The 13,734-nt window shown below is 39.7% G+C and carries 8 protein-coding genes; 4 read left to right on the top strand and 4 right to left on the bottom strand.

Annotation, left to right across the window (positions count from 1 at the left end):
* Positions 1–28 precede the first annotated feature (28 nt).
* The 3 genes from DEO27_RS21675 to DEO27_RS21665 form a co-directional block, all read right to left on the bottom strand.
* Positions 29–448, bottom strand: a complete 420-nt coding sequence (locus DEO27_RS21675) for a hypothetical protein (protein ID WP_112575863.1) — start codon at positions 446–448, stop codon at positions 29–31.
* Positions 435–1,001 (bottom strand): RNA polymerase sigma factor, encoded by a 567-nt coding sequence (locus tag DEO27_RS21670; RefSeq protein ID WP_112575870.1) that lies wholly within the window; start codon positions 999–1,001, stop codon positions 435–437. Before DEO27_RS21670 ends, DEO27_RS21675 begins: the two co-directional genes overlap by 14 nt.
* Positions 1,002–1,141: 140 nt before the next feature.
* Positions 1,142–1,645 carry a transcription termination/antitermination protein NusG gene (locus tag DEO27_RS21665; protein WP_112575864.1) on the bottom strand — a complete coding sequence of 168 codons (504 nt, stop codon included), beginning with the start codon at positions 1,643–1,645 and terminating at the stop codon, positions 1,142–1,144.
* A gap of 201 nt (positions 1,646–1,846) precedes the next feature.
* Here DEO27_RS21665 and DEO27_RS21660 point away from each other — a divergent pair, with 201 nt between their 5' ends.
* Positions 1,847–4,705 carry a lantibiotic dehydratase gene (locus DEO27_RS21660; RefSeq protein WP_112575865.1) on the top strand — a complete coding sequence of 953 codons (2,859 nt, stop codon included), beginning with the start codon at positions 1,847–1,849 and terminating at the stop codon, positions 4,703–4,705.
* Between the two features lie 9 nt (positions 4,706–4,714).
* Here DEO27_RS21660 and DEO27_RS31580 read toward each other — a convergent pair whose 3' ends face one another.
* Positions 4,715–4,855 carry a hypothetical protein gene (locus tag DEO27_RS31580; protein ID WP_190295184.1) on the bottom strand — a complete coding sequence of 47 codons (141 nt, stop codon included), beginning with the start codon at positions 4,853–4,855 and terminating at the stop codon, positions 4,715–4,717.
* Between the two features lie 132 nt (positions 4,856–4,987).
* Between DEO27_RS31580 and DEO27_RS21655 the strand changes: the two genes are divergently transcribed.
* The 3 genes from DEO27_RS21655 to DEO27_RS21645 all read left to right on the top strand — a co-directional run bounded on the left by DEO27_RS21655 (position 4,988) and on the right by DEO27_RS21645 (position 13,704).
* Entirely contained in the window at positions 4,988–6,016 is a 1,029-nt protein-coding gene (locus tag DEO27_RS21655) for a sensor histidine kinase (RefSeq protein ID WP_112575867.1), read from the top strand.
* On the top strand, positions 6,013–6,711 hold the full coding sequence (locus DEO27_RS21650; protein WP_112575868.1) for a LytR/AlgR family response regulator transcription factor: 699 nt from the start codon (positions 6,013–6,015) through the stop codon (positions 6,709–6,711). The genes DEO27_RS21655 and DEO27_RS21650 overlap by 4 nt, the downstream gene beginning before the upstream one ends.
* Positions 6,712–7,248: 537 nt before the next feature.
* The gene (locus DEO27_RS21645) at positions 7,249–13,704 is read left to right on the top strand and encodes a non-ribosomal peptide synthetase (protein WP_112575869.1); all 6,456 of its coding nucleotides are present in this window, start codon (positions 7,249–7,251) and stop codon (positions 13,702–13,704) included.
* Positions 13,705–13,734: the final 30 nt, after the last annotated feature.

Here is a 13,734-nt window from a genome sequence, read left to right as displayed (position 1 = left end):
GATCCTTGTTAAACGGCATACCAGGTTCTTATTTTGCCAGGTTTTTCTCCGGCACAGAAGGGTTAAATAGTTGCAGCCCGATAAATGTGGCCAGCCCCATTAATAGTAACCATTTGTACTTTAATATTACTGAGAGTGCCAGATTTCCGGCCTCTTTATTAACTATGGTAAGCATGAAATAACCGGTTACGGCTACAAATGCAAAAATAAGCAGTGCTGTAATATAAAACCTCGTATTGGTTTTTAACAAGGCCTGTAGTTCTACAGCGCGTCTTACTTTGCTTGCGAAGGCATATGGAAGTCCCTCGGCCGGTTCTGTTTTTAAGTGAGTAAACAGGGTTTGATAGGCAAAGAAGTCTTCCTCTTCGGGGGCCGAAAATGTTTCGAATGGCAATTCACGGCCTTCCTCAATTAATTGCTGAAGCCTTTTATCTTTATCTTCTTTCATTCTGCAAAAATTTAATGTCTTTTTTCATTTTATCCTTAAGTAACTGCCTCGCCCTAAATAGATAACTTTTTATCGACCCTTCAGGGATACCCGTAATTTCCTGTATTTCGGCACAGGAAAATTCGTTTAAGTGGTACAACGTTACCACTGTGCGATAGTTAACGGGCATCTGCATAATCAGATGATGTATATATTCACTTTCACTCTTTTTTTCCAGTTCATATTCAGGTGTTTCGGTAGTAAAGTGATAGTTATCCATATCTTCAGGATATGAGGACAGCACTTCCTTGTTATATTTTTTTAAATAGTTAATAGCAGTGTGATATGCGATTGTCGCGATCCAGGTAGATAATTTTGATTCAAACGCGAAACGGTGCAGGCTGTTGTAAACCTTTATAAATACTTCCTGGCAAATATCTTCGTTATCTTCCTTATTTTTTACCAGTCTAAAAACAACAAAGTACACCAGTTTTTGATATTGTTTTACCAACAATTCAAAAGCCTGATAATTGCCTTTTAGCACGTTTGCCACTATCTCCCTATCGTCAATCATATACATTAGTCATAAGTTACCACTAAACGGTTACAAAAAAATTAAAAAATCTAAGCAGCCTATAACATTTGTCAATCAGCTGAGATATTTTGGGCGATCTGAATAATCTCCCGGGTTAATTTATCATTCAAATCGATACCCTACAGTAATAAGGTGTCCTGCAGCTCCACTAAAAGATTTCTTTGAAAAACATCAACCCTTACCAAGATCAGGTTTCTTTTGCCTATGCTCACAACCTCGCAGCTCAGGCCCGAAAAAGCTCCTTCTTTAATATGGCAAATGTTGCCTGGCTTGAAAGTCCCGGACGATTGTTCTATTTTTTGATGCGTTACTGTAAGAATCTTAATATTTTCGATGGTTTTTTGCGGCACCTCTGCTATCTGTTTCCCTACTTTAACAAAGTTAACCACCGAGTATAAATCAAGCACATCATAAAAACTTTGAGGCTTTTTGGGATTAACAAAAATGTACGACGGAAAAAGAGGCTGCGTTACCTTTGTTTTCCGACCATTATAATTTTTTATAGTATTTTCCATCGGAAGCAGGAAATCTACACCCATATCTTCAAGGTACTTTGCAGTTATTCTTTCATGCTTAGGTTTTGTATAGGCCACATGCCATTTGGTTGAAATATTTGTCGCCATTTTTTACTCCGATCAGTTAAAAATCCGTTAGTTTTTTTTATAAATTTAAGGGCCAACCTGCCTGTTTAAAAGCTTCTAAAGATGCTATTATGTAAATAGCCATATAGCTATGTATAGGCAGGAAAATACTATGCGAACAGGACACAGTATTTGGCCGCCTAAACACCATTATGTAAACTTTAAGCCTTATTTTAACAATTTATGCCCTACGATTCTTCATTCATTGAACGATGCCCTGCGTTTTATAAAAAGCAATATAACCCCGAAGATTTACAACATTATCTAAACGATCAGCATTTTTTATACGCTTTAAATTTGGCGTCTGAAGCTTTATATAATGAAGTTGAAAAGAAGTTAGCGCAAAATTTGCCTTTAAACAGCAAGGAGATTATTAGCCTTAAGAAATATATAAACAGGATCCATTTCAGGGCAACGCCGTTTGGCTTATTTTCCGTAGTAGGAAGCGGGAGTTGGCAATATCAACCCAATGATAGTACGCCACCGGTCGATAGCCTGACTAAGCTAAGTGTGCAGGCTTTTGCGCCATTAAACAAGTTTGAAAATGCAAAGGATTTAATAGTTGTTGCTAATAGCTCTGGCTATCAAAAAAACAATGAAATAAGGTTTTTGGCCTTTTCTAAAAATAAGGAGGGCAAACTTAAGTGGGAAGTTAAAAGTGTTGAGGCTTCTGATGCTGTAAAGAAGATATGGAAGTTTTGTAGTAAGCCGCAAATTGTTGGGGATTTATTGAGTTTTATAACTGAGAAGTTTAATTTGAGTACCGATGATGCCCAGGATGCATTAAATATGCTAATCGAAAGCCAGGTACTTTATTATAAGGAAAACTCATCTCCCTTGAATTTTCAAAGCCAGGAGATCAATACTTTTGAAGGCGATTTAGGCGAAATTTTACCACAAATCAGACAAGCAAATGCCAACACACGCGTTAATTTTTTAGTAAATGCGTTTAATGGTGCAGAAAGCCAGCTAAATAGCCGATACTTAAAAAACATTGACAACGCGTTAGCTGCGCTTGGCTTTTTAGCATCAGACAGCCAGGTACCGCAGCCTTTAAATGACTTTATTTTAAGGTTTGAAAAGCAGTACGACAGGCGCCTGGTACCACTAATGGAGGCTCTTGATCCGGAAATGGGGATTGGATATGATGATAAAAGCTTGGGGAGTATTCAAATTAATGAGGTAGTACAACAAGTATCTTCAACCCCAAAACAAGCCGGTTTATCAAACTCATCGTGGACGGCAGTGCATAGCTTACTGTTAAAGAAGATGCAGGCAGGCGGAGATATTGAACTTTTTGATCATGAAATAAAAGTAGATGGAAAAGTTGTGGGTAGTGAACACACCATGCCGCCAGGCTTGTCGGTAGTGTTCAGGGTTGACAATAAACAACGGGTTGTTATTGAAAGTGCAGGCGGGGCGGCATGTGGCGCTCTTATAGGAAGGTTTACAAGTAACAATCAAATTGATAAAATTGCACGGCGGCTGGCTGGTCATGAGGTACAAAATAACCCCGGTGTGATATTTGCTGAAATTGATTGCCGCACCGACGAAAAATACAACAAGTTTAATTTCAGAAACAACACTTACCCTCATAGTATAGCTATAGGATTCAATGACGCCAATCAAATAGCGTTAAACGATCTGTATTTATGCTACAGCAATGGCGAATTGCAGCTTTACTCAAAGGAGTTGTCTGCAAGGGTAATGCCCCGGTTAACCAGTGCATATAATTACAAATTAAACGAATTGCCTGTTTATCGTTTTTTATGTGATATGCAGTTTTTAGGGGTAAAACACAATTTCATATTTAGTCTCAAAAAATATTTCCCCGGTCTTCCGTATTATCCTGCTGTTATTTACAAAAATACAGTTATAGAGCCTGCCTCGTGGGAGCTTGACCGCGAAACGATATCGAAATTTAAGGGCTGCTCATTTGAAAAGGCCCGGGCTATGCTTAATGAGCTGATAACCCGGTTTCGGATCCCCAATTACATCAGGATATTGGAAACTGATCAATACCTTGTTTTCGATCTGTCAAAAGAAAATGAAACGAAGTTTTTTATTGACTGCCTGCAGCAGGCCTCAGGTGCAGTTGTATTACAGGAGTTTAATTTTTTGAATACCAATGGTAACGAGGGGCTAAAGCAATTTATAGCCTTTAAATATGCTGATAAACCCAGCTATTCAAAATTCGATCTTCCCGGCATAAGGCCAAATAAACTACAACCTGCTCAGCAATTGAACGATTGGATGTATTTGAAAATCTATTGCCATCCAAACTCGGCCAACCAATTACTCCGTGAGCATTTGTTGCCGGTTGTGCGTAAGCTTGCAAAAAAAGGGGTTGAACGCTGGTTTTATATTAATTATTATGATCCCGATTATCATATACGTTTCAGGCTCAATCTCAGCAATAGTTATGTAAGTGCCGCTGTTCAAAAAGCCTTAGCTCCTATATACAAAATGGAGCATAAAGGAGTGGTGAAACGGATTGAAATTCAGTCATATATTCCCGAATATGAGCGGTATGGGGTAAGGGCTATAACTAAAGCAGAGGATGTTTTTCATACAGATAGCGAATATTGCATGTATTTATTATCTGATACTGATTTATTTAGCCCGGAATTTTTATATTTAACCATTTTAAGTGTTCATTTGGTATATGAACACTTAAAATGGAAAATAGGTGAAAGGAGCGATTTTTCGAAAAACTATGCTGTGATAAACTCTGATGATGCCAAAGAGGTAGCCAATTTTTTTCATCAATCAAACCAATTGTACCGTGAACATGAAAAAGCTCTTAGATTATATATTTTAAATAATTACGATAAGTTAAATGCCACTACCTACGCCCGAAATTATCATGAAAGCCTTTCGGACTATATTAAAGCATTACCGTTAAATAAGAAAACTAATATAATGGCCGATCTTTTTCATATGCACCTAAACCGGTTGTTCACATCATCTAATCGCCTGCACGAAGCTATGGTACACCACTGGTTATCTAAATTTTATAAAAGTGCAATATATATCAAGTAGCGGTGCTTATTACTTTTTAGCAAATACAGAGCTTTCCATGATAGTAGTTGTTGGAGGAATTGTTGTATCTGTATTACCGCCAAAATTGATTTTGCTGCTGAAAGATACTACTGTTTTAACGCGGATGTTGAGTTTTTTTGAAGTGATCATAGTAGGTTGATTTTTAGTTTTTTTGTGTTTGTATGTCACAATGTTATCACAAGTTTTTTATTAAAATAAACTTACTATGCTAACCCTTAACCCATTATGCATAGCACCAAAATCGCTATGTAAACACCATTCATGAGAAATAAATTATTGTTGCAGCATGTGCTGGCCTGGCTTATTTTTATATCCTACGAAGTGTTGGTTTCGATACTTTTAGGTGCAAAAAAAAACCTTTGGGGTTACCTGCCTTACTATATACTACATATAGCGTTGTTTTACACATTCGTTTATGTTTGCCGCTATTTTGTTGATCGGTTTAAACAATGGTGGCTGCTGCTGATACCTGCTACACTTGTTTTATTTGGTGTTTACCTCGGACTTATTATTTTTTCAAAGGCTTTTTTCGCCCGTACAGGACTTAGCGGAGAAGTGTTTGATTTGAACGCTATGTTAATCATTGGGTCGGTATGGCGTGGGGTGTATTTCATATTGCTGGGTAGTACTTATTGTTTGGTGGGATACCTTATTGAAAAAATAAAGGATATAAACCGGCTAAAAATCCAGCAGCTCGAAAGCGAAAGGGAACGCTATAAGCTCGATAACGCTTACTTGTTATCGCAAGTTAACCAGCACTTACTGTTTAATAGTTTAAACTTTGTTTATAACACCGTCAGAAAGGCTTCGCCGGATGCTGCCCAAAGCGTTATGATCCTTGCCAATATCATGAGGCACTCATTGGGAGGTACCGGGCAGGATGGCAAAATTGATATCATGGATGAAGTGGATCATATAAACCAGCTTATCGAGATATCAAAACTAAGGTTTAATAAGGGCATTTATATTGATTTTGAAACTGTCATACACCGCGACCTGCGTTTCCCGCCATTGATATTGGTGACATTTGTTGAAAATGTGCTTAAACACGGGGATCTTACTAACGCGTTACACCCGGCAACCATTTACCTTGAAATAACCGACGATAAGCTTTTATTTACCACTTGTAATTTGAAAAAAAATACCAGGCTTGAGTACTCTACAAAAATTGGTATTAATAATGCCGAATTGCGTTTGACATCAGCATTCGGAAAAGATAATTATTCACTGTCTTTAGACGACCATAACCATAACCAACTATATAACGTCAATTTATCAATCAACATATGAAACTTTCGTGCTTTATTTTAGATGACGAGGATCACGCTATAGAAGTATTAGCAGATTATATTGAGATGACCCCTGATCTGAAACTTATCGGCTCTGATAACAACCCCGTTCTTGCGCTCTCTAAAATTATGAAAGGCGAAGTAAAACCCGATTTGCTCTTTCTGGATATCGATATGCCTAATTTATCGGGGATCCAATTTGCGCAACTTGTAAAAGGTAAAACGGAAGTTGTTTTTTCAACAGCCTTTAAAGAGTATGCTTATCAGGCTTTCGATATTAATGCAATTGATTTTTTGCTGAAACCAATTACATATGATCGCTTTTTGCAGATGCTTGATAAAGTGTACGCAAAAAAGAGAACACAAACCGTAGGCGCCGAAAGCAATTTTATATTTCTGCAAATAGGTCCGTCAAAAAAAGTGATCAAAGTTAACTGCGATGAAATTATATATGTTGAAGGGCTAAGCAACTATGTCAGGATTACCATGATGTCGGGCAAGGTGCATACTATTTATACCAGCATGAAAACCTTGCTTGAGAAACTACCCTTTAACAGTTTTGTACAAACCCATAAATCCTATATCGTGAATTTGAAGTTTGTAGAAATAATAGGCAATAACGAGATCGTTATAAAAGGAGAGCATACACTGCCCATCGGCGAAAGCTATAAAAAGAACCTGCTCAGAACACTCTAAGAAATTCCCCCTTCTGTCACTTGCGTTACTGGACCGTATTATCAGTAACGCAAGCACATGCAACTTACCCAACCTTTGTACAGTGTTGACATAATGTCGCACACCCTGTTTGTCCCTTCATTACTCCCCGTCTTTATTGCTTTTAGCTAAGCAGCGCCATTTTTTTGATAAAAGCAAATGCCTTTTTGAATAGTGAAACCGGGGTTACGCATATAAATAAGACGCTTCGCATAATACAAAGTTTCCCCGCTTGTAATCACTGATTTCATGATGCACCTTTGAATTATCAAATCCTGCAAAAAAAATATTTAAGCATACAGGATTACAGTTAACAGTAGCGATAGCTATATCCCGGCTTCAGATTTCTTTAATTATATAGGGTGCCAATAAAACACTTTTGTACGCCCAAAAACAAAACCGGCCCAACATTTAAACAATCATCCGGAAAAGAACGACGTCCGGAAACAGGGCATCTAACCAATCAATATCTTTTAATTATACCGAATAACCCGGCCGCTGGCGGTCAAACTATCAGTTATGCAATATCAAAACCTTTGCGATCTTATCAGAAACAGGGCCAACACACACCATGTTGGTGTTACGTTTATTAACGGCATGCACCAGGAAAGCTTCCTTTCATATGCCGGTTTATACGAAGCATCATTAAACTGCCTGGGTGCATTACAGGCAGCGGGCCTTAAAAAAGGTGATGAGTTGGTATTCCAGGTTGATAATAACCAAAACTTCATTATAACATTTTGGGCTTGTATTTTAGGTGGCATTTTACCGGTTCCGCTTGCAACCGATAATGGTCATGATCACCGCATGAAAGTGTTCAGGATCTGGCCTGTATTAAACTCCCCATCGCTTTTGATATCAGCAACCGACGCCGATAAACTTCAGGCATTTGCGATAGCAAACGGCTTGGCCGATATTTATGAGCAAATGAGCAGCCGCCTCATATATCCTGATCGCTTGTCAGAAGCAGCACAAGCCGGTAAAATTGAGCAGGCCAATGAAAACGATATTGCATTTATACAGTTTTCATCGGGCTCAACAGGTACGCCAAAAGGAGTTGTATTAACACATCGCAATTTGCTTACTAATGTTGAGGCCATAAAAATAGCCTCGGGATATACCCCTGCCGATTCATTATTAAGCTGGATGCCCTTAACCCATGATATGGGGCTTATAGGTTTCCACATCAGCCCGGTATTTAGTGGCCTCAACCACTATATTATACCAACAAATGTTTTTATAAGAAGACCTGCCATATGGTTTGATGCTGCTACCCGCTACAAGGCTACGGTACTAAGTTCGCCAAACTTTGGGTATGAGTATCTTATGAAAAGCTTAAAACAGGAAACATATAACTGGGATTTAAGTAACATAAGGATCATCTATAACGGAGCCGAGCCAATTTCGGCGCGCATCTGCTCCGATTTTATCTCAACCTTTAAACAATATGGTCTACCCTTTAACAGCATATGTCCGGTTTATGGCTTAGCCGAGAATAGTTTGGCTGTATCAGTTTCAAAAATTGACGACGAAGTATTGTCTTTAAAACTTAGTCGCACACAATTAGGGGTAGGGGAACAGGTCAGTATAATATCGGTCGATAACGAAGGGGCCGTTTTTGTAAACCTCGGAAAGGTGGTTCCTTATTGTACCGTGCAAATAGCAGACGAAGCCGGCAATAACCTTCCGGCCGGAACCATAGGCTTTGTAATGATTAAAGGTGAATCTGTAACCAGCGGGTATTACAACAATAAAACCGCTACTGACAGTGCTATCAATAATAACGGTTGGCTTAATACCGGCGATATTGGGTTTATTAAAGATGACTGCGTTTACCTGACCGGTCGTAGCAAGGATATCCTTTTTTGCAACGGACAGAATTTTTATGCTCACGATATCGAAGCCTTGGCGCAGGACCTTGCAGGTATCGAACTGAATAAAATTGCCATTGGCGGTAGCTTTAACCCACAAACACAACGGGAGGAAATAATTGCTTTTGTTGTTTTTAAAGGAAAACCTGAAGTATTTGCCGATACCGTTAAAACTGTAAAAAGTTATGTGGCTAAAAAAACAGGGATAGATCTTACGCATGTACTTCCAGTAAAAAGCATTCCGCGTACTACCAGTGGTAAAATACAGCGGTATAAGTTAATGGAGCAATATCATCATGGTGATTTTAACGATGTGATACAGCAACTGGATGCCATTAATCATGAAGATAGTGTAAGCCAGACGCAATACATCAGCTCGCTTTCCGAAACCGAACAGCAAATTTTAGCTATTTGGCAACAAATTTTAAAAGGACGAATAGTTGATCCGGCTAATGACTTTTTTGAAAACGGAGGTAATTCATTAAAAGCCGTTGCCCTGCAATTACAGATACTTAAACAGTGGAATGCTGATATCGATGTGGCCTCGTTATATCAAAACTCAACACTTGCGGGTATAGCGCAGCTTATAGGTAACGGTGCGTATAAACAATATATCCCTTATCGCCAGATTTCTTTAGAGGTATCTGAAGCGGTATATCCTTTAAGTGCTTTTCAAAAGGGTATCTATTATCACTGGACAATTAATCCGCTTTCGGTTGCTTATAATGTGCCGGTAGCTTTGCTTGTTGATGGCAATGCCGATCCCCTGGTAATAAACAACGCGCTTAAAGCATTGGTTGGCAGGCATGCCGGTTTGCGAAGCCGGTTTGTACCGGGAGCAGAACCGGCATGTATTATCAAAGAAGATATTAATATAAATATTGCTGAGATTGATTTACAGGTTGCCGACTGGTTTGACCGTATAAAATCATATGTTAAGCCATTTAACCTGCATAATGATACCTTGTTCAGGTTTACGTTGCTTAAAATAAGTAAGGCCAGGCATATTCTTCTTTTAGATTTTCATCATATCGTAGCTGATGGTGTATCTGTTAACAACTTTGTTCAAGAACTGTTAACCCTGATTGATGGTGGCTCGCTTATCGCGGCAACGCAATACCGCGACTATATTGCATACGAAGCTGAGAGAAATAAAACTGTCCGCCCCAAAGCTGTTGATTACTGGGCGGAAAAAACGTCCGGTGATTGGCCGGTATTAAACCTCCCGGCTGATCATGCCCGTCCGCCACATTTTGACTATCGGGGCGAACGTTTGTTTTTTAAAATAGATGACCTTCAAAGGCGCCGGCTAACAATGCTGGCCAAACAGCAAAACTGTACACTGCATGTGCTGCTGTTTACACTATACAAAATACTGCTTTATAAATATACCGGCCAAAGCGATATCGTGATAGGCATACCGGTAGCTGTGCGTAATCATCCGGATTTTCTGGACGTATTTGGTATGATGGTTAATAATCTTGCTATCAGACAGCCTTTAAACAGTAATATATCGGTAATAGAGACCTTAAGAATCGAGGCTCACAATATGGCCCAGGCATTGGTACATAAAGAATTTGCATTTGATGAGCAGGTGAAATTAGCCGCCGCTACAAGGGATACCAGCCGTAACCAACTGTTTGATACCATGTTTGTTTTTCAAAATATGGTTGATGGTTTAATGAGCACGAAAAACTTATCTGTCACAAATTACGCTTTTGACCCGGGTATATCTAAGTACGATCTTTCGTTGGAGATTTTTGATGATGGCACTTTGCTCAAAGCGGGTTTTGAGTTTTGCGGCGCCCTTTTTAATCGTGATACCATAGGTCGTATGGCAAATCATTTCAATAATATCATTAACGAAGTGCTTGCGCATCCTGCTCAAACCGTAGGCAAACTTTCGATATTAGGTAATGATGAAATTACCAGGCTTGCACGTTATAATACTACGCAGGCGGTCTATCCTCATGGCAGCACTATTCAGCTATTATTTGAAGATCAGGTTTTTAAAACTCCAGATAGTGTCGCGCTTATTTTTAACGATGAGCAACTCTCTTATGCCGCCCTATACGCCAGGGTAAAAGTTTTGGCAATGGAACTTCAGGCGGCAGGACTTGCACCGGGGGCGGTTGCCGGTATATATTTAAGGCGGTCGCCGGATTTGGTGGTATCTATCTTGGCTGTATTGATAACTGGCGCCACCTATCTGCCCCTTGATACAGAGCTTCCGATAGGTCGTGTTGCTTTCATGTTAAAAGATAGTCGTTGCGGCTTGCTCATCAGCAATAAAGGATTATCCACTACCTTGTTGACTGAGAATAGTTTGGCCGGTTTTAATATTTTTTATGTAGATAGCGACCACAACACAAAATCAAAAATAGCGGCATATCCCGAATTGAATGATGCTGCTTACATTATTTACACTTCGGGTACCACGGGTAATCCCAAAGGTGTGGTAATTGAACAGCCCTCGCTTATAAATTATATTACATGGGCCGCTAAAGCCTATTTAAAACCCGGTCCAGAAGTTTTTGCCTTTTGCACCTCTGTATCTTTCGATTTAACTATTACCTCCATTTTTACGCCGTTGGTAACCGGCAATGCCATCATTATTTATGACGATGCTGTGCATGAAACAATTATTGAAACATTAATAAATGATAACAGGGCCACTATAGCCAAGCTTACCCCGTCACATTTAAGAATGCTCAGCAGCCTGTATTCAAAAGGCATGGCTATAAAGAGCAGTATTAAAACCTTTGTGGTTGGCGGCGAACAGCTGCCAGGAAGCTTATGCAGCGATATTTACGACCTGTTTGAACGTGATATTGATATTTACAACGAGTACGGGCCAACAGAAGCAACTGTTGGTTGTATGATACATCAATACAATCCGCAAGAAAAGTATGACGCGGTTCCAATAGGTGTGCCTGCCGCCAATGTAAGATTATACCTGCTTGATGATGACTTTATGCATGTGCCTGCAGGTGTACCAGGACAACTTTATATAGCCGGCGACTGTTTGGCTAAAGGATATTTATTTAATCAGGAAGCAACAGCTGCTAAGTTTGTTCCCGATCCATTTTTTGAGGGAGTTAAAATGTATCGATCAGGCGACCGCGGCCGGTTGCTTCCGGATGGAAAAATGGAATACCTTGGTCGGCTTGATAGCCAGGTAAAAATTAATGGATACCGGATCGAGCTTGCCGAAATTGAACAGGTATTGAAACAATATCCGGGTATTTCGGAAGCGATTGTTAACGTGGATAAAAATGCGTCGCACCCTTTAATATCAGCCTGGTATATCAGTAATACCGATATTGACAGTAATGAATTAACAGCTTTCCTTACTTCAAGGCTACCTTATTATATGCTGCCTGCATCTGTAACCCGCATTTATAATGTGCCTTTAACCTCAAACCATAAAATTGATTTCGCCGCGCTGGCTGTATTAAGTGCCCCGGCACCAACAACCGAAGTAATAACTCCTAAAGACGGAATTGAACTTAGTATCATAGACATCTGGAAAGAAGTTTTAAATCAAACTAATCTATCGACTGATGCCAACTTTTTTCAGATGGGCGGCGATTCGATAAAGGCGTTCCAGATTTCATCCCGCTTGCTCGATCTTCAGATAAATATAACTGCCCGTGATATCCTGATCTGTCAAACAATTGATCAGTTGATGATGCGTATAAAAACGGATAACCTGCAGGCTGGAAACCAACAGTTACCGCTTGCCGGTGACCTGGAATTACCTCCGGCCGCTTCCTGGTTTATGGCCCGTAATTTTAAATATCCCGGCCATTATAATCAAACCCTGTTGTTCAACTTGCACAGGCAGCCCGATGTAAGCTTATTTGAACAGGCGTTTGATCAGGTAGTTAAGAACCATGACGGTTTGCGGCTCAATTTCGATTTCGCAAAAAATAAATTGTTTTATAACCATGCTCATATTGAAAACAGATTTTCAATAGCTGTTATGGCTGGTAAACATTTGCAATCGCTGTCAGATGTATTGATGCATCTGGAACAGAACACCCAGAATGAGTTTTGTATCCAAACAGACCTGCTTTTGCGGGGCACCCTTTTTAACCTGGGCAATGGAACCAGTATATTGGCCGTAAGCGCTCACCACCTGGTAATTGATGGCGTGTCATGGCGCATTTTGCTCGAAGAACTTTACCGCAATTATACCGCTTTGGAGCAGGGGAGTACACCGGTAGTTCATTCAAAATCAGGTTCGTTGAATGATTGGCAAACAGCACGCAACAAGCGCAAAACAAGCGCGGCTTATAAAGCGGCCGTTGAAGGGTGGACTGATAATGACGATCAGCAGGTTTCGTTGCTGGTTGATATGCCGGTAAGAACCCAGATAAACCACGACACTTTTAAAATGAAGTGGGTTTTAAATACCATTGATATGGCTTACCTGCTTAAGGATGCCTCGACGAATTTTTCGTTTGATACCGGTTTGCTCCTGTTTGGCTCATTTTTGCAGATGATGCAGCAATGGACAGGCAATAACCATTTCTTTATCACTAATGAATATCACGGACGCGATTTTGATGGCTTCAATTTTTCAAAAACCATTGGATGGTTCACTGCCATTTACCCTTCATTGTGGAAATGGGAAGGTGATGACCTTGTTGAGAAATTGAATTATCTGAAAAAGCAAACCAGTATCAATTCATCAAAAGCTGTTGATTACAGTATTTGGCGGTATAACAATAAACCCGGGATACACGATGTTGAAACCGCCGAGCTTCAGTTTAACTTTTTAGGCGAATTTGGCGCCGAACTGAGTAACGATCTGTTTTCATACAGCAATAAATCGCCTTTGCTGCAATCACACCCGGATAATCCCATGACGGCTAAAATTGAAGCCAATACCATGGTGATTAATGAAAAGCTGCACGTTGAAATTATTGCCGACAGCAAAGTATATCTGCCCGCCACCGTATGTGAACTTATGGATATCTGGGCATCGGCATTGCAGCAAATGATTGCCGATTTGAAAAATAATAATCTCGACGCTAAGGGGCTCCAGCTTTCAAATGTAGGCCTTAGTCAAAGCGAAATAAACGACCTGTTTAACTAATTAACGGTACTCAACCGTTACACCAACCTT

This window comes from Mucilaginibacter rubeus, assembly GCF_003286415.2.
Classification (GTDB): domain Bacteria; phylum Bacteroidota; class Bacteroidia; order Sphingobacteriales; family Sphingobacteriaceae; genus Mucilaginibacter; species Mucilaginibacter rubeus_A.
Note: the sequence above shows the minus strand (reverse complement) of the source record. Positions and strands in the feature narration are given on the sequence as shown.